Annotated in this window: 20 protein-coding genes; 14 read left to right on the top strand and 6 right to left on the bottom strand. The window is 68.7% G+C overall.

What is annotated here, in order from left to right:
• Positions 1-106: 106 nt before the first annotated feature.
• Positions 107-1,234 (bottom strand): PP2C family protein-serine/threonine phosphatase, encoded by a 1,128-nt coding sequence (locus ABZS77_RS01520; protein WP_354815446.1) that lies wholly within the window; start codon positions 1,232-1,234, stop codon positions 107-109.
• Positions 1,235-1,335: 101 nt separating this feature from the next.
• Positions 1,336-1,968 (bottom strand): septal ring lytic transglycosylase RlpA family protein, encoded by a 633-nt coding sequence (locus tag ABZS77_RS01515; RefSeq protein WP_354815443.1) that lies wholly within the window; start codon positions 1,966-1,968, stop codon positions 1,336-1,338.
• Positions 1,969-2,153: 185 nt separating this feature from the next.
• Between ABZS77_RS01515 and ABZS77_RS01510 the strand changes: the two genes are divergently transcribed.
• The 3 genes from ABZS77_RS01510 to ABZS77_RS01500 are packed head-to-tail and all read left to right on the top strand — an operon-like array spanning position 2,154 to position 4,260.
• Positions 2,154-2,705 (top strand): phosphoribosyltransferase family protein, encoded by a 552-nt coding sequence (locus ABZS77_RS01510; RefSeq protein WP_354815440.1) that lies wholly within the window; start codon positions 2,154-2,156, stop codon positions 2,703-2,705.
• Positions 2,706-2,738: 33 nt separating this feature from the next.
• Positions 2,739-3,779: a hypothetical protein gene (locus ABZS77_RS01505; protein WP_354815437.1), complete on the top strand. Its 1,041-nt coding sequence runs from the start codon at positions 2,739-2,741 to the stop codon at positions 3,777-3,779.
• A 49-nt stretch (positions 3,780-3,828) separates the two neighbouring features.
• Positions 3,829-4,260 (top strand): ASCH domain-containing protein, encoded by a 432-nt coding sequence (locus ABZS77_RS01500; protein ID WP_354815434.1) that lies wholly within the window; start codon positions 3,829-3,831, stop codon positions 4,258-4,260.
• 10 nt (positions 4,261-4,270) lie between these two features.
• On the opposite strand, the gene ABZS77_RS01495 is transcribed toward ABZS77_RS01500, so the two are convergent.
• Complete coding sequence (locus ABZS77_RS01495) at positions 4,271-5,149, bottom strand: LLM class flavin-dependent oxidoreductase (RefSeq protein ID WP_354815430.1); 879 nt, start codon at positions 5,147-5,149, stop codon at positions 4,271-4,273.
• Positions 5,150-5,250: 101 nt separating this feature from the next.
• Between ABZS77_RS01495 and ABZS77_RS01490 the strand changes: the two genes are divergently transcribed.
• The 5 genes from ABZS77_RS01490 (at position 5,251) to ABZS77_RS01470 (ending at position 8,671) form a co-directional block, all read left to right on the top strand.
• Positions 5,251-5,454, top strand: coding sequence for a hypothetical protein (locus ABZS77_RS01490; protein WP_354817071.1), 204 nt, complete (start codon positions 5,251-5,253; stop codon positions 5,452-5,454).
• Positions 5,455-5,556: 102 nt separating this feature from the next.
• A complete protein-coding gene (locus ABZS77_RS01485) occupies positions 5,557-6,261 on the top strand; it encodes a dihydrofolate reductase family protein (protein WP_354815427.1) in 705 nt (234 codons plus the stop codon).
• A gap of 344 nt (positions 6,262-6,605) precedes the next feature.
• A complete protein-coding gene (locus ABZS77_RS01480; protein ID WP_354815424.1) occupies positions 6,606-7,157 on the top strand; it encodes a DUF6886 family protein in 552 nt (183 codons plus the stop codon).
• A 27-nt stretch (positions 7,158-7,184) separates the two neighbouring features.
• Positions 7,185-8,024: a helix-turn-helix domain-containing protein gene (locus ABZS77_RS01475; protein ID WP_354815421.1), complete on the top strand. Its 840-nt coding sequence runs from the start codon at positions 7,185-7,187 to the stop codon at positions 8,022-8,024.
• A 65-nt stretch (positions 8,025-8,089) separates the two neighbouring features.
• Entirely contained in the window at positions 8,090-8,671 is a 582-nt protein-coding gene (locus ABZS77_RS01470; RefSeq protein ID WP_354815418.1) for a dihydrofolate reductase family protein, read from the top strand.
• 19 nt (positions 8,672-8,690) lie between these two features.
• On the opposite strand, the gene ABZS77_RS01465 is transcribed toward ABZS77_RS01470, so the two are convergent.
• Complete coding sequence (locus ABZS77_RS01465; RefSeq protein WP_354815415.1) at positions 8,691-9,362, bottom strand: HAD-IA family hydrolase; 672 nt, start codon at positions 9,360-9,362, stop codon at positions 8,691-8,693.
• 146 nt (positions 9,363-9,508) lie between these two features.
• On the opposite strand from ABZS77_RS01465, the gene ABZS77_RS01460 reads away from it, so the two are divergent.
• From ABZS77_RS01460 to ABZS77_RS01445, 4 genes are all read left to right on the top strand, one after another.
• Positions 9,509-10,000: a hypothetical protein gene (locus ABZS77_RS01460; RefSeq protein WP_354815413.1), complete on the top strand. Its 492-nt coding sequence runs from the start codon at positions 9,509-9,511 to the stop codon at positions 9,998-10,000.
• 368 nt (positions 10,001-10,368) lie between these two features.
• The gene (locus tag ABZS77_RS01455) at positions 10,369-11,181 is read left to right on the top strand and encodes a hypothetical protein (RefSeq protein ID WP_354815411.1); all 813 of its coding nucleotides are present in this window, start codon (positions 10,369-10,371) and stop codon (positions 11,179-11,181) included.
• A gap of 368 nt (positions 11,182-11,549) precedes the next feature.
• Complete coding sequence (locus ABZS77_RS01450; RefSeq protein WP_354815408.1) at positions 11,550-12,206, top strand: hypothetical protein; 657 nt, start codon at positions 11,550-11,552, stop codon at positions 12,204-12,206.
• 167 nt (positions 12,207-12,373) lie between these two features.
• Positions 12,374-12,730 (top strand): hypothetical protein, encoded by a 357-nt coding sequence (locus tag ABZS77_RS01445; RefSeq protein ID WP_354815405.1) that lies wholly within the window; start codon positions 12,374-12,376, stop codon positions 12,728-12,730.
• Between the two features lie 69 nt (positions 12,731-12,799).
• On the opposite strand, the gene ABZS77_RS01440 is transcribed toward ABZS77_RS01445, so the two are convergent.
• Positions 12,800-13,378 (bottom strand): kinase, encoded by a 579-nt coding sequence (locus tag ABZS77_RS01440; protein WP_354815402.1) that lies wholly within the window; start codon positions 13,376-13,378, stop codon positions 12,800-12,802.
• Positions 13,375-14,229 (bottom strand): GntR family transcriptional regulator, encoded by an 855-nt coding sequence (locus ABZS77_RS01435; protein WP_354815399.1) that lies wholly within the window; start codon positions 14,227-14,229, stop codon positions 13,375-13,377. The genes ABZS77_RS01440 and ABZS77_RS01435 overlap by 4 nt, the downstream gene beginning before the upstream one ends.
• A 219-nt stretch (positions 14,230-14,448) precedes the next feature.
• Here ABZS77_RS01435 and ABZS77_RS01430 point away from each other — a divergent pair, with 219 nt between their 5' ends.
• Together ABZS77_RS01430 and ABZS77_RS01425 are read left to right on the top strand one after the other, a co-directional pair.
• A complete protein-coding gene (locus ABZS77_RS01430) occupies positions 14,449-14,694 on the top strand; it encodes a DUF6284 family protein (protein WP_354815396.1) in 246 nt (81 codons plus the stop codon).
• Positions 14,694-15,455 (top strand): DUF2637 domain-containing protein, encoded by a 762-nt coding sequence (locus tag ABZS77_RS01425; protein ID WP_354817068.1) that lies wholly within the window; start codon positions 14,694-14,696, stop codon positions 15,453-15,455. The genes ABZS77_RS01430 and ABZS77_RS01425 overlap by 1 nt, the downstream gene beginning before the upstream one ends.
• The last annotated feature ends 10 nt before the right edge of the window (positions 15,456-15,465 follow it).

Here is a 15,465-nt window from a genome sequence, read left to right as displayed (position 1 = left end):
ACAGGTGTTACCGATCAGTAACCGACACTGTATTACTCGCGGGTAGGCAGCGACAAGCGGATCAACCGAGTGACAGCGATTACACACACGCTTGTAACAAACGCGCTCAGCTCTCGGCGGCGCCGACCTCCCAGCTCGGTACCGCCGCCGCGGCGCCGGTACGGGCACCCACGTACTCCATCAGCACCAGGGCGATGTCGTCGTCGAGCCGGCCGTGCACCCACTCGACCAGGGCCGTCTCCAGGGAGGCCAGCCCGTCGGCGACGGTGCCGTGCCCGAGCAGCCGCCAGGCCCGGTCGGCGGTGGGGAAGAACTCGCCGTCCCGCCGGGCCTCACCGAGGCCGTCGGTGAACAGCAGCAGCCGGTCGCCCGGCTCCAGACGCTCCACCCGGGGCCGGACCACCGGCATGAAGCCGAGCGGGGGCGCCGGTGCGGGCGGTTCCAGCGGGATCACCGCACCCCGGCGGAGCAGCAGCGGTGGCGGATGACCGCAGTTGACGATGGTCAGCGTGCCACCGCGCTCCTCGACCAGAGCCGCCGTCACGAAGTCCTCGTCGCCGACGTTGCGGGCGACCGCCCGGTCCAGGTCGGCGACGACGGCCCGCAGGTCAGCCCGCTCGTAGGCCACGTGCCGGTACGAGCCGAGGACGATGCTCGCCAGCCGCACCGCGTCCAGCCCCTTGCCGCGTACGTCACCGATGATCATGCGTACGCCGTAGGGCGTGTCGATCGCCTCGTACAGGTCGCCGCCGATCTGGGCCGTCGCCGTCGAGGAGATGTAGCGACCGGCCACCGAGAGCGTGCCCACCTGCGGACCGAGTGGACGCAGCACCGCCTGCTGGGCCACCGAGGCGAGCTTGGACAGCTCGGCGATCTGGACGTCCTGCCGCTGCCGTACCGCCGCCACCGCCACGGCCAGGCCGGTGCCGAGCGCGACGGCGACCACGTTGACCGAGGTGACCAGCTCCATCGTCGGGTCGATGACGGCGAACCCGACCCCGAGGGCGGTGGCCGCCGCACCCACGCCGAGCACCACCCGCCAGGACGCCAGGGCGGCGGCCAGGAACGGCGCTGCCACCAGCAGTGCGATGTAGTGCGCGAGCCGGCCGTCCGCCGCCTCCACCGCCGAGACGATCACGAGCAGGGCGAGGGCCGCGCCGAGGCCGGCGCGGGATCCGGGGCTCAGCGGGCGGTGGCCCGACTGGAGGAGTCGCGTGGGTACGAGGGACAGCATGCCTGATCCACGTGAGCGGGTGAATGAACCTGGCCCGTCGTCCGAGGATGTTCTGACCGGCCGGCGCGGGTGTCCGGCCGGATCGGCGGGAACCGCACCACTCAGCCGAGCACCTCGTAGCGGACGGTGAGCGCGCCGACGTCCACCGACGCGATGGTGGCGAAGGCGGCCCGGGAGAGATCCAGACAGCGGCCGTCGATGAACGGACCCCGGTCGTTGATCCGCACCACGACCGACTTGCCGCTGTTCGGGTTGGTCACCCGGACCTTGGTGTTGAACGGCAGCGTCTTGTGCGCCGCCGTCAGCTCGTTCGGGTTGAACGACTCGCCGTTGGCGGTGAGCTGCCCGTCGGAGTAGAACGAGGCGCCGCACGAACCGCTCTGGAGCACCTTCGCCGCCGCCGTGGTCTTCTTCGCGGTGGGGCTCGGCTTCGGCGACGCGGTGCGGGCCTTGGCCCGCGAGGCGGCCTGCTTCGACCGGCTGGGCGACGGGCTGGCCGTCACGCTCGGCGAGGTGCTGGCACTCGGGGAGGCGGCGGGGGGCGTCGCGTCGAGGCTGCTGGGGGCGGTCGTGGGGGTGAACTCCAGAGCCGCCTGGCCCGACTTCTCGGAACCCGAGGTGAGCTGGACGGCACCGACGGTGCCTCCGACGGCGAGGGCGACGCCGACCGCCGCGGTGGCCGCGATGCCCGCCGGAGAGGAGAAGATGCGGGTACGGGAGTGCCTGCCTGCCACCGGCCGGTTCCTTTCGTCGACTGAACAAACCGGCTCGGACCGTAACGAGAGAAGCACTTCCGACGTCAACGTGATCATGGTGGTATGCCCGTATTTACCCTAGTACGTGTAGCCGATCATCCGAGCCGGCATGGGTCGACCGGCCCGCCACGGACACGTCCGGCCCGGTGCCGCACGATGGACGGATGCCCGCTGAGCTGACCGAGCGCCTGGCCGCCCTGTTCCGCTGGATCGACCCCGGCCCCGCCACCAGCCACCTGGTCAGCGACATCTCCGGCTGGTGGCGCGACCCCGACGTCCTGGCCGACCTGGGGCCGGCCCTGGTGGCGCCGTACCGGGCCGCCCGGCCGACGGTGGTGCTCGCCCCGGCGGTCACCGGCCTGCTGCTCGGCCCACTGGCCGCCACCGCCCTCGGCGTCGGCTTCGTGGCCGCGCACAAGCCCGGCGACGGACGCCTGCCGGCAGGGCCGCTCACCTGGGCACAGAGCCCGCCGGACTACCGGGGACGGCGGGTCGACCTGGCCGTACGGGACCGGCACCTCGGCCCCGACGACCGGGTGCTGGTGGTGGACGACTGGGTCCGCACCGGAGCGCAGATCCACGCGCTGTACGACATCTGCGCGGCGCGCGGCGCCGAGGTGCTGGGCACCGCGGTGGTGGCCGTCGACTGCCCACCCGAGGTCGCGGCGACGCTACGGATCACCGGCCTGCTCAGCGGAACGGATCTGCCGGGTTGACGTGAAGCCAACTTCAACTCCGACGATCGGAACATGAGCGACGGAATCCTCGACGAGGCGTACGAACGGCTGCACCGCACCGGCCCCGAATACGAGGGCTGGCTCTCCAACCACGGACCGATGGCCGTCGAGGCACTGGCCCGACACGGGCACCAGCAGCGGGTGCACCGCTGGCTCGACGGGTACCTCGGTCGGCTCGACGAACCGCCCCGTGGGCTGCACCCCATCGACGACTGGCGGGCGGCGCTCGGCGATCCGAAGCGGGCCGGCGACTGGCTCGCCCACTTCGACCGGGAACTGCGCGAACACCCCTGGCGCGAGGTGCTCGGCACCTGGTGGCCCCGCCTGCTGCCCGGCATCGCCGCCGGCGCCACCCACGGCGTGATCCGCGTCGGGCACGCCGTACGCGCACTCGACGCGGACGACACCAACCCCCGCCGGATCGCCGAGTTGGCGCAGGCCCTCGGCTACTGGGCGGCCCGGTGGCAGCCCGTCCCCGGCACCGACCGGCTCTTCGCCGATCCCTCCGCCCGGCCGGAACAGGTGGACGTCGACGCCGCGCTGACCGCGGTGCCCCGGATCGACGACCAGAGCGGGGGCGTCCGGGACCGGCTGGGTCGGCTTGCCCGCGTACCCCGGTGGGAGCCGGCGCTGGCGGCGCTGCGCCCCGCGCGGACCCCGGCCGAGGCGCGGCGGGGACTCACCACGCTTGTGCACCGCGCCGGCCTCGACTACCTGCGCTTCGGACACGCGTCGCCGGTGATGCTGGTGCACGCGGTGACCGCGCCGACGGCGGTGCTGCGTACCCTGCCGGCACTGGACCGGGCGCTGTGGGCGCCGAGCCTCGCCGCGGCCTGGGCCGCGACGGCGGCCATGACCTCGGTGTACGCCCCGACCGACGGGACCGCGCCGCCGACGGTGACCGCCGCGACCCCGGCGGAGGTGTTCGCCCGCGCGGCCCGGCACGGCGACGAGCACGTGGTCAAACTGGCCGACGCGGTCCTCGACGCGCACACGGCGACGGGCGACGAGCGGCTGCTCACCGCCGCCGGGTACGCCGGGCAGCTGATCTGAGCAAGGATTGCGGCGGCGGGGCGGCCCGCGCTGGCCTAGCCTCGGCAGGATGTGGCCTCGGATCGGTGACCTGCGCACCCTCGCCCTCGGCACCCCCGGCGCGCTGCGGACGACCCTGAACACCCTCGTCCTGGACGGCGTGAAGACCGCGACCGCAGGTCGGCTCGCCGAGTACGCGCAGGAGGGCGAGGAGTTGGAGCGGGTCGGCGAGCGGCTGGCCCTCGTCGACGACGACGACGCGCTGGCCGGCGTCGTCGAGATCACCGGCGTCCAGGTGGTCCGCTTCGGCGACGTGCCCTGGGACTTCGCCCGCGCCGAGGGGGAAGGCGACCGCTCGATCGAGGAGTGGCGGGCCGGGCACGCGGCCTACTGGGCGCGGCTCGGCACCCCCGTCGACGACGACACGCCGATCGTGTGCCTGCGGCTGCGGCTGGTGTCCGGTGGCGAGGGCGGCGTGGCCAGCGGCGAGGGCGGCACCTGACGGCCCGGTCTCAGCCCCGCAGCTCGGGCAGCAGCCGCGTCGCCACGTCCTCAAGCACGGCCTCGTCGCCGGCGTACCAGCTGCTGGCCCTCGGCCAGTGCGTCACCACGTCGGTGAAGCCCAGGTCGGCGGCACGGCCGACCTGGTCGGCGAAGAACTGCGCGCTGCTGAGCGAGAACAGCGGCGCCGCGTCCAGCGAGAGATAACGGTCCAGGGTGGCCGGATCGCGGCCGGCCTCGGCCAGCGTGCGGTCCATACGCGCGGACAGCGCCGAGACGGTGTCCCACCAACCCTGCACGTCCTCGGCGTCGGTGCCGGTGGTCACCCACCCCTGACCGAACCGGGCCGCCAGCCGCATCGACCGCGGCCCGTTGGCGGCCACCACGAACGGCACCCGGGGCCGCTGCACGCAGCCGGGATTGTTGCGGGCGTCCACCGCCGCGAACCACTCACCCCGCCAGGTGGTGCCGTCCTCCCGCAGGATCAGATCCAGCAGCTCGGTGAACTCGGCGAACCTGTCGACCCGCTGACGCGGCGGCAACGTCTCGCCGCCCAGCACCGCCGAGTCGAAGCCGATCCCGCCCGCGCCCAGGCCCAGCAGCAGCCGGCCATCGGACACGTCGTCGAGCGTCGTGATCTGGCGGGTGAACGCCGCTGGATGCCGGAAGTTCGGCGACGCCACGAGAGTGCCCAGCCGGATCCGCTCGGTCACCGTCGCGGCCGCGGTGAGCGTGCCCATCGAGTCGAACCACGGGCCGTCGACGAGGTCCCGCCAACCCAGGTGGTCGTACGTCCACGCGTGGTCGAAGCCCCACTCGTCGGCCTGCCGCCAACGACCCTTCGACTCGGCCCAGCGCTGGTCCGGCAGGATCACGATGCCAATCCGCATGATCGCCAGCCTAGCCGCGCCGGAGACGCACGCCCGCGCGTCGGCAACCCGCGGGCGGGACACCGCCGATGCCCGGTTGTCGCTAGCGTCTCGGCGTGGATATGCGGTCGCAGCGGGTCGGCACGATTCGAGCACTCGGCACCGTGTCAGTGGTGGCCGGCTTCATGACCGCACTGGTCACGCTGACATCCGACTACAACGGGCTCGAACCACACATTCTGGCCGTTCTCCTCGTCCTGACCGGTATCGGACTACGGGTCGAGGCGGCGATCCTCGACCGTGGGGGGCAGCCGCCCGGCATGTGACGGGCGCCACAGGCGCGCCCTGTCGGATCACCCCCGACGGCTCCGACCCATACCCGAGCGGGCACCCGGCGCGGGTGCCGCCCGAGGAGAGGAACGAACGCGATGACGAAGGTGACCGCACAGCTCTCGGTGTCGGCCGACGGGTTCTACGCCGGCCCGCAGTTCACCGGCGACGGCAACTGGATGGACTCGGCCGAGAGCGCGGGATTCTTCCGGGTCACCCGCTGGGTGACGGAGGCGATGTCGTGGCGCGAACGGCAGGGCTTCGCCGGTGGGGAACAGGACACCAACTCCGCGGTGGTCGCCGAGACGTTCGAGGCGGCCGGCGCGTACGTGATGGGCCGCCGGATGGCCGACGGCGGCGAGGTGCCGTGGGGCGCGGACCCGCCGTTCCGGGCGCCGGTCTTCGTGGTCACGCACCGCCCCCGCCAGACCCTGCTGCGCGAGGGCGGCACCAGCTTCACCTACGTCACCGACGGCGTGGCCAGCGCCGTCGAGCAGGCGCGCGCCGCGGCCGGCGGTAAGAACGTCGCCGTTGCCGGAGGCGGCAGCCTCGTGCGGCAGGTCCTCAAGGCGGGCCTGCTCGACGAGTTGGAGCTGCACGTCGTACCTGTCGTGCTCGGCACCGGCCTGCGGCTGTTCGACGCGGACCTCGACCTCGGCGACAGGGAGGCGATCGAACTGACCCCGACCCGGGTCATCCACACCCCGCAGGTCACCCACATCCGGTACGAGGTGAACGGCCGCGCCCCGCTCGTGCTCGACGACCGGGGCAGCGGCGGCGGCCCGACGGTCACCACGAACTGACGGGGACTCACCGACCCGTCACCGTGACGAACAGCGTCGTTGCGGCTGCCACCAGTCCAGCGAGGGCAGCGACAAGGGCGGTGATGTCGCGGACCCACTCCCGCGCCGACCGACCCCGCCCTTCGCCGTCAGCGCTGTTCTGCCTCTCCGACACTGCTGCCTCCCATCGCCCCGCACCAGACGGGAACGCAGCATGCCGCTCGGTTGGCGGACTCACACAGCCCTGTGGAAAACACGCCGGTAATCCACAGACACGCTGAGTATCGGCCCAGCTCATCACACCCGCGGCGCGGATCGTGAGAATCCCGTTGAGCCGGTGACCCTCGCCAGGTAGAGACAACGGCATGCGACCGGAGCCCGGGCAGGTGCTGCACTTCTCGGAGGACCCGACGATCACGCGGTTCATCCCGCACGTCGCCGCGACCGCTCAGCAGCCGGACGCCTACGTGTGGGCCGTCGACCACGACCGGGCTCCCGACTACTGGTTCCCGCGCCAATGCCCACGGGCAATGGCGTGGGTGCTGCCCACCACCTCCCGAGCGGACCGTGACCGTGTCATCGGAGCGGGCTGCGGCGAGCGGGTCCATGCGATCGAGTACGGCTGGCTGGAGGCGCTGCGGCAGGCGCGACTGTTCGCGTACCGGCTGCCAGCCGATCGCTTCCGACCCTTCGGCGCGCCCGAACCGCACGCGTTCGTGGCCGTCGAGCCCGTGACACCCCTCGGCCCACCCGAACCGGTGGGTGATCTTCTGGGGTGCCACGCGGAAGCGGGAATCCAGCTTCGGGTGCTGGACAACCTCTGGCCCTTCTGGGACGTCGTGACCGACAGTTCGGTCGGCTTCAGTGGCATCCGGCTGCGCAACGCCAACCCTCGCCCGTGCCGCAGCGACGGGTAACAGGGTGCGGCCTGCGATGCTGTGGGCGTGGAGTACGTGTCCAGAGTGCCGCGACCGCCGCTGGACGGACTGATCGACGACCTCTACTACCTGGAGGGCGCACCGCCGTACGCCCGGCTGATGCTGCCACCGATGCCGGGGGCGCTGCTCATCGTCAACCTCGGGGCGCCGTTCCGCATCCGCGCCGGCACCGAGATCGAGACGACCGGGTACGCCGACGGCTGCGTGATCACCACACCCACCCGCGCGTTGGAGTTCGGCTACCCGCCCTGGACCCGGTCCGTCGGCGTGCACGTCAAGCCGTGGGGGCTCGCGCCGTTCCTGCCGATGCCCGCCGCCGAGCTGTGTGACCGGCCGGTGACGATCGAGCAGGTCTGGGGCCGACCCGCCGTTGCCGAGCTGCGGGACCGACTGGCCACGGCGGACGGACCCCACGAGATGCTGACGCTGCTTGAGGAGGAGCTGCTGCGACGGCTGCGTGGGACCGCCGGCCTGGGGCTGGTCCGCCACACGAGCAGCGTCATCGCGGTGACCAGCGGGGCGGTGGCGATCGGGGACCTGAGCGTGGCAGCCGGTGTCAGCAACACCCATCTGGCACAGCGGTTCAAGGAACTCGTCGGCGTCACGCCGAAGCGGCTGGCCCGCACCTGGCGCTTCGCCGCCACCGTGTTCGCGATCGACCCGGCCGGACCGATCGACTGGGGCGACCTCGCCTGTGGCGCGGGCTACTTCGACCAGGCCCACTTCGGCCACGAGTTCCGGGCGTTCACCGGCCTCACACCGACCCGGTACCTCGACGTCCGGCGGCGCTTCCTGCGCGAACATCCCGGCCACGCGATGGACGGCTGGCCGCTGCCGGTGGATTGATTTCTTACAAGAGCGACAGCTCGCGCCACGCTAACTTGGGGCATCCCAACGCAGAGGAGAGCCCCGTGGGCAAGGTGGTCATGTACAGCTCGGTGTCGGTGGACGGGTTCGTCGCGGACGAGAACGACCAGCCCGGCCCGCTGTTCGACTGGTTGTCCAGCGGTGACCTCCCGTTGGACTCCAGCGGCCAGCTGAAGGTGTCGCAGACGTCCTACGACTACATCCGGCCGTACTGGGACCAGATCGGGGCGACGATCGTCGGCCGGCACGTCTTCGACATGACGGACGGCTGGGACGGGAAGCCTCCGGGCGGGATCGACCACGTGGTCGTCGTGACGCACCGGCCGGCGCCCGACGGCTGGGACCCCGAGGCGCCGTTCCACTTCGTCGGCGGCGTCGAGGCGGCCGTGGCCAAGGCGCAGGAGCTCGCGGGTGACCGCATGGTCGAGGTCGCCGCTGGTGACGTCGGTGGCCAGGTTCTCGCCGCAGGCCTGGTCAACGAGGTACGCATGGACGTCGTACCGGTCGTGCTCGGGTCCGGCAAGCGCTACTTCGGGTCGGTGCACGCGCAGCACCTGTTGGAGGATCCCGACGTGGTGATTCCGGGCAATCGGGTGCTCCACCTGCGCTATCGGGTGCGCCGTTGACGATCCCGGGCAGTCGATCTCACCCCCGAGACGGCTCGTGCAGCAGGGTGGGCAGGTCGCCGAGGGCCGCGAACGCCGGCCCGCCCCAGCTCGGGTCGGTGTCGTTGTGCTCCGTGGTCCTCAGCACCGTCATGCCGACCGCTGCCGCGCCGGCCAGCTCGCCGTCTGCGCCGTCGCCCACGTAGACGCACGCTGCCGGCGCGACGCCCAGCCGCTCAGCGGCGGTGTGGTAGATCGCCGGATCGGGCTTGGCCAACCCGACCGCACAGGAGAAGACCGCGACGTCGAAGCGGCTGGCGAGTGGGCTCCGCGGCCACGCCTCGGCGGTCTCCGAGGTGGCGTTGCTGATGAGGGCCAGCGGATGCCCGTCGGCGCGGAGCGCGTCGAGCACGTCGAGGGTGGCGGTCGAGACGCCGCCCAGTACCCGGCGCGCGAGGTCCCGCCGATGTGCACCGGCCCGCGTCACCTGTTCGTCGGTCGGCGTGCCGCCGAGACGTCCGACGAGGATGCGGACTGTCTCCTCCACGTCCCACCGGACCAGCCGGTCACGCCAGGTGGCGTGGTACGCCGCGACCAGGGCGGCCGGAGCCACCCCGACTATGAGCGCCATCTCGCCGACCACCCGGTCACGCTCGTCATCGGCGCCGTGAACGAGGGTGTGGAACAGGTCGAAGATCACTGGTTGGCGCATCCGCGCATGCTACTGAGATCACCACGCCGTCACGTGCCCGCCGACGATCCGCTCCCGGGCTGCGGTCGGACGCGTGGACGGCCGGGTCCCGGCCGCTCGACCCCGGCTGGCGGCACAGCCGAGCGCCACACTGACAGGATCGAGCCATGCTGCGATCCGTCGAAGTCACGGCTGTGCTGACTGTCAGCGACTCGCCCTTCCACAACCTGCACTGGACAGGGGACGTCGAACTCAGCCTCGACTGCTTCATCTGTCGAAGGACCGGCCGTACGACAAGGTTGCGACACGGCGCGGAACACGGCACATGCTCCGGCGACAGCCGGACCGGCCAGCACCCGGCGGCTGCCCGGATCTCCGCCTTCGACCGCACCTCCGAAGAGAAACGGACGCTCCTGCGGGTCGTGGTCGACTACTGGTGGTCGCCCTTCCACGACGCCAAACGGGACCAGCCATCACTCGCCCTGACCCGCGTCCCGTGGGTCCGGCTGCACCTCGGCTACCTCTGCCCGGAACCGGTCCAGTCGGGCACCTTCTCGACGCAGTCCAACACCGTCCGCCCGGAGGCGCACAGGTGCGAGCACTGTTCGGAGCCCGTCGCCCACAGCCATGAGCCGCCCCGCATCCAACTCCTGACCTAGCCGCTCTCACCACATCGTCCGGCGTCGCTGTCGTCCCGATCGGCGGCGCTCGGGGACCGACGGGTGTCGAACCGGTGACACCCCTCGGCCCTGCCGAGCCGGTGGGTGACCTGCCGCAGTGCCACGCCGACGCGGGCATCCACCTTCGGGTGCTGGACGACCTCCGGCCCGTCTGGGCACACCTCGCCCCACAGCGCGCGCCGCGCCGACCAGGACGTCTCCGGAGAGGACCACGTTCGCGAGCATGAAGATGAATTCACACTGAATGAAAAACAGGCACGAAGCGCCAGTCGGACATTGACATACCTCTCTGCCGTGTTGAAACATGTCTCCGTATTCATGATTGTCGATGACACGGAGAGGTCAAGATGCGAAACACGCTATTCCGAATCGTCGCGGGAATGTCAGCGTTCTGCATTTGCCTTGTCGGGCTGCTGCTGACGTCGGCACCGGCGCAGGCCCGCGACCTGACGCTCACCCTGGGGCCGGACGTCGTTCTCGGCCCCAACGAGGCCCTGCTGTCACCGAACGGTCTGTACCGCCTCATCATGCAGGGCGACGGCAATGCTGTCGTCTACTCGATGCCCAACTACAAACCGCTCTGGGCCACCAACACCGGTACACCGAACTCCGTGCTCCGGATGCAGGGCGACGGCAACCTGGTTGTTCGCGCGCCGGGCAACGTACCGGTGTGGTCGTCCGGTACGGGCGGGCGACCGAACACCGTTCTGGAAATGCAGAACGATGCGAATCTCGTCCTGTACGCGCCTGGACATGTCGCCATCTGGCAGACCGGCGTGAATCGGAATCCCGGCTGCGGTGACAATGACCTCGGACTCGCCGAGACCTGGGCCGGCCGGGGTGAGTGGTTCAACCCGGTGCGCAAGGAATCGTACAGAGACCAGAACGGAAGACTGGAGACCGTCGGCACCATCGAACTGCGATTCAATGCTCCCGCCCGCTGCGCGTGGGCTCTCGGCTCGGGTGGCGCCGGCACCCAGGTCTGGATCGACCGCTCGGCCAACGGCGGCGCCTCCTGGGACGGGCCACTGGGCCGCAGGTCCGTGCAGTTCGGAAACTCCACGACCTACACGGGCGTCTTCAACGACACGGTCCCGTACGTTGTCCGCGCGTGCGTCCAGAGCACGATCGGCGGCGCCCACTGCACCCAGTGGTACTAGGCCCGGCGGGGTAGCAGCCACCGGCGGAGCGGTTGCGGCGCCGGCAGGCCATCCCAGCTCAGTGGACGCGAAAGCCCTGGTCGGACCGTCGGTCGTGACCAGGGCTTCCGTGCGTGGAGCGGGTGACGGGAATCGAACCCGCACTGTCAGCTTGGGAACCGTACAAGATCCCTTCGTGGCCTGCTGGTATCCCAGGTGGCAGCGGTACCGAGTGGCCTGGCGTGGCCTTGTATGGCCGGCCCTAATGGCCCGGCAATGGCCCGGACACGGCGGTATGCGCACCTGAGAGCTCGTTGCGTGACACGAGCGCCCATACTGGGGCCACTAGAGGAACCCCCCGTCGAGTTCAACAAGGAGCCACGCCCGGTATGGCAGCTCAAGCTGTAAACCCGTACCTGATCAGCTTAATAGCTGTTGGCGGTACGTTGTTTGGCGCGCTGGTTGCTGGAGGAATTCAGTACCTCACAAGCAAGAGGCAACTGCGTTGGCTGGCGAGAGAAGCTGAGTTGAAACGCTTGACCGAGCTGGAGAAGTGGGCGCATGTCGCTCTGGAAGACCGAAACAAGGTGCTGTGGTCCGAACGCAGGAGCGCGTATACGCGACTGATCGAGGCTGCCGACGAGTGGATGGACGCGAATCGGGATCTCGCCGGCACTAAACTGCCGAAGATCCAAGTCGGAAGTGCTAGCGAAGCGTCCGCCGCCTCTCCGCACGTTGCCGCATACATGTCTGCAAGTCGAAGATTCAGAACCGGCCTGCGTGATCTTGAGTTATTTGGTCACGAGACTGTAGTCAAGCTAGCTCGCGAGCTTAACGTGTGCTTGATCTCTTCTTCAAAAGCTGCACTTGATGGACAGAGTCAACGAGGGGAATCAGAGAAATCAAAGGCTCGCCTTCTTTCGGCTATGAGGTTTCATATGATCGAAGTTCACATGCCGGAGCAACGCCCCCGCCCTGCCGGCCCGGCCAGGAACGACGAGGCGAACGACGCTAGCGCTCGACAAGCGGACGGTGAACCATGGTAATCAATCGGTCGGATCAGCTCGGACTTATTGCCCTTTCCAAGGGGAAGTGCTATTACCCCGACTGCGATGAGCCCATCGTCCGGCTTGTCGATGGGGTGCCGGCACTCAACGCGAATATTGCCCACATATCAGGGGTCACACCAAGATCTCCGCGCTTCTCTGTTTCGATGACAGCGAAGGAGGCAAATTCCTTCTCTAATCTAATTTTACTATGCCTTGCTCACCACGCAGTCGTCGACCGCCTTGCTGGTGACCGCTACTCAGCAGATTTGCTGCGCTCCTGGAAGAAGGAGCGCGAAGCGCCTCTTAATTGGACGCCTCCTGAACGGATTTTGGAGCCGGAACCATCGGACGGTTTGCGAGAGGCGGCTGAAAAGCATTTGCAGGACTTGCTCTCCGAGTCGTACGAGTCTGCCAATTGCAGAATCGACGATGCGTTAACGGAATTCGAGAAACTTAACTTCGAGGCGGCAGATGCCCTCCGTGCCCTCTTCCGGAGTTTCCCGAATCCCAGAAACGAGTAACGGTGCGCGTCCCGCCACCGCCCGCCGGGGGACAGCTACCCACCTAGCTGTCCCTGTCATGTCCACAGCTCAAGACCCCTCGGGGGACACCGGGGACACGGGGGACATGGGGGGCAGTGGGCCGTCTAGCCGGACAGCGTCATCGATGCGTTGAGCAGCTTGCTTGGCGGACAGTTCACCGGTGTTGATTTCAACGTCTGCGTCAACTAACGGGGTGGCGTCCCACGCTGCGAGCCGCTCCGCTATATCACCAGTTTGCCGCGCCTCGATCCGTGTTGCTGCGATGCTTCGAGATGACCAGATGTAGACAACGATCCAAGAGCCGGACGGAAAAGCGTTCCGTACGGCGTTGATTCCGTCCGGCTGCCCTAAATGTAGTACAGGAATGTGCCGTGAAAGCTCATCGGCCAACGCGGTGTAGTCAACTATGTACGTTGATCCGTAGCGCTTGTTTTCCCAGAGGATGTCACCACTCGCGCGTAGGTGCTCGACGGCGGCATCTGTTGCCATCCGATAGCCGTCCGTCCGACCATGCCCTATCTTGATACGACGGAAGGGCGCGTAGTCGTTTCGCAGCTTGACCAGTTCTTGCGTAACGGTGTCTTTTCCTGCGGCTGGCGGACCGTAGAGAATCACGCCCGGAGTCATGGTTGCTTCCCGTCGAGGACGGTCTTAAGCAACGCTACGGCCTGACTTTGCAGCGGTTCGCCTGACGTGCAGTTATTCACGACTACGTGAGAGGCCGAGGGCCGGAAGTCAAGGTTGATGCTGGCGACGTAACCCGGCCAGTCGGCAAGCTTTGCTCCGTCTCTCGCTGCGCCTCGCTGCCTGATATAGCCATTCATCGAGTCGGCATCGCAGTAGACCCACACCAGCGTAGTGACAGCCTTGAGGCCGGTAAACATCGCTCCGGTGCGGGAGATCCAAGATGCGTCGTTGAACTCACGAATGAACGGGGCGGTTACGATGGCGCTATTTCCGCACCCAACGTTCTCCAGCGCGGCAGCCATCAGAGATTCGTACTCTCGGGGCCGAATCAGCGTTAGATACCTCTCGGATTCACGGTCATTCGGCGACATTCCGAGAATTTCTAGCGCAGCCTCGACGACTGGTCGGGTAAGCGTGTCCTTGTCGAGCATCGGCCAGCCAGTTTCCTTGGCGAGAATTCTGCCTAGCTCCGTCTTGCCACTCCCGGCATAGCCGCCCACGAAGATTACCTGCGGCTGCGGCAGCCGTATCTCGTTACGGCGACCTTGGTCCGGTGCGTGCACTACACGCTTAGACCTGGACTTGCTGACCACCAATCCTTCATCGGCCAGGAGTCGCATTGCCTCGGTAATGGTGAAGACGCTTACGTCCCATTGCTTGGCTAGCTCTCGGGTAGACGGCAGCGTTTCCCCGTCCCGGAGTATCCCGGCCTCAATGTCGTTCCGCAGCTTGCGGGCTACTTGCAGATGCAGCGCTTCCGACCTAGACAGCCGGGGTTCGGGGGACGTCATGTCTCGGGACCTCGCATCTCACGGCAGCCAGGGAACCTGAAAAGCCTACCAGCGGCCTACCAGATGGTAGGCCGCTGTCTTGTGTTCTGCCTGGTCACGGCCGAGTTTGAGCCTAACAGTTGACCTGGTTGCATATCAGTTGTTAGGTTGCGTAGGTCACAGCCCAGCGGGGCGGACCGGCCTTCTGGGCCGCGCACCTAGCAGCAGAGGAATCCACCGATGCACAGGAAGCACTTGCCGTCCGATCTCCAAGGTCCTACTGCCGCCGACCTTGCCGCGATCGAGGCCGAGATGCCGCTAATCGAGGCCGAGATCGACCTGGTTGACGCCGAGATCCGAGTGTTGACCGCTGAGGGCGGCCCGTCGCCGCTGGACTGGCGTCGACTGCGCCGGGCCGAGGCCCGCGTGACCCGCGTCGCCGCCGAGCTGGCCGCACGTCCCGCCGCTCGGAAGGCGGTCGCGTGATGACTCAGGACCTTAAGCGCCTCAAGCGCATCGGGTGGGGTGTCCGTTCGGTGTTCACCCTCGGCATCGCGGCGTCGCTTGCGGGCAACGTGCTTCACGCCGCCGACAACGTCATCAGTCAGGCCATTTCCGCCTGGTCGCCGGTGGCGCTGCTGCTGGCGGTCGAGCTGATCTCCCGGATCCCGGCCCGGCGCGGCGCGCTGTCCGCCGTGCGCCTCGGCGCAACCGCCGTCATCGCGGGCATCGCGGCGTGGGTGTCGTACTGGCACATGGTCGGCGTAGCCACCCGGTACGGCGAGGCCGACTCGTCGGCCTACCTGCTGCCGTTCAGCGTCGACGGTTTGATCGTGGTCGCGTCGATCAGCCTGGTCGAGATCGGCGGCCGGATCCGCACCCTCACCGAGACCGCGACCGAGGCCGAAGCGGTCGACGAGCCGGCCCCGGCCCCCGCCGACCTGGTCGAGCCAAAGCCGGTCTACACCAATGAGGACATCTGGGGACCGGAGCTGCCCGCCACCGAGCCTGCACCGGTTGCGGTCGTCAAGAAGACGCCTGCGAAGCGCGTCACGCCGCGCCCGGTGTCGGCCGAGAAGGTCGCCAAGGCCGCCGCCAAGATGCCCGACGCGCCGGTCTCGGAGATCGCCGCCAAGGCCGGTGTCTCGGTCTCGACCGCGCGGCGTCACCTCGCCGCCCTGCGCGTCACCGATGCGTCACCATCTGCCCCGGTACCTGCCGTAAAGCCCGCCCTCGCCGCTGCCTGACTTCGCCCGG

It is taken from the genome of Micromonospora sp. NPDC005298 (genome assembly GCF_040607375.1).
Classification (GTDB): Bacteria; Actinomycetota; Actinomycetes; order Mycobacteriales; family Micromonosporaceae; genus Micromonospora.
This window is presented reverse-complemented; position numbering and strand designations above follow the sequence as displayed.

Bases quoted from the DNA above. Each gene is read 5' to 3' on its own strand.
- ABZS77_RS01520 (WP_354815446.1), bottom strand. From the start codon at position 1,234: ATGCTGTCCCTCGTACCCACGCGACTCCTCCAGTCGGGCCACCGCCCG.
- ABZS77_RS01510 (WP_354815440.1), top strand. From the start codon at position 2,154: ATGCCCGCTGAGCTGACCGAGCGCCTGGCCGCCCTGTTCCGCTGGATC.
- ABZS77_RS01505 (WP_354815437.1), top strand. From the start codon at position 2,739: ATGAGCGACGGAATCCTCGACGAGGCGTACGAACGGCTGCACCGCACC.
- ABZS77_RS01500 (WP_354815434.1), top strand. From the start codon at position 3,829: ATGTGGCCTCGGATCGGTGACCTGCGCACCCTCGCCCTCGGCACCCCC.
- ABZS77_RS01495 (WP_354815430.1), bottom strand. From the start codon at position 5,149: ATGCGGATTGGCATCGTGATCCTGCCGGACCAGCGCTGGGCCGAGTCG.
- ABZS77_RS01490 (WP_354817071.1), top strand. From the start codon at position 5,251: ATGCGGTCGCAGCGGGTCGGCACGATTCGAGCACTCGGCACCGTGTCA.
- ABZS77_RS01485 (WP_354815427.1), top strand. From the start codon at position 5,557: ATGACGAAGGTGACCGCACAGCTCTCGGTGTCGGCCGACGGGTTCTAC.
- ABZS77_RS01480 (WP_354815424.1), top strand. From the start codon at position 6,606: ATGCGACCGGAGCCCGGGCAGGTGCTGCACTTCTCGGAGGACCCGACG.
- ABZS77_RS01465 (WP_354815415.1), bottom strand. From the start codon at position 9,362: ATGCGCCAACCAGTGATCTTCGACCTGTTCCACACCCTCGTTCACGGC.
- ABZS77_RS01460 (WP_354815413.1), top strand. From the start codon at position 9,509: ATGCTGCGATCCGTCGAAGTCACGGCTGTGCTGACTGTCAGCGACTCG.
- ABZS77_RS01455 (WP_354815411.1), top strand. From the start codon at position 10,369: ATGCGAAACACGCTATTCCGAATCGTCGCGGGAATGTCAGCGTTCTGC.
- ABZS77_RS01450 (WP_354815408.1), top strand. From the start codon at position 11,550: ATGGCAGCTCAAGCTGTAAACCCGTACCTGATCAGCTTAATAGCTGTT.
- ABZS77_RS01445 (WP_354815405.1), top strand. From the start codon at position 12,374: ATGACAGCGAAGGAGGCAAATTCCTTCTCTAATCTAATTTTACTATGC.
- ABZS77_RS01440 (WP_354815402.1), bottom strand. From the start codon at position 13,378: ATGACTCCGGGCGTGATTCTCTACGGTCCGCCAGCCGCAGGAAAAGAC.
- ABZS77_RS01435 (WP_354815399.1), bottom strand. From the start codon at position 14,229: ATGACGTCCCCCGAACCCCGGCTGTCTAGGTCGGAAGCGCTGCATCTG.
- ABZS77_RS01430 (WP_354815396.1), top strand. From the start codon at position 14,449: ATGCACAGGAAGCACTTGCCGTCCGATCTCCAAGGTCCTACTGCCGCC.
- ABZS77_RS01425 (WP_354817068.1), top strand. From the start codon at position 14,694: ATGACTCAGGACCTTAAGCGCCTCAAGCGCATCGGGTGGGGTGTCCGT.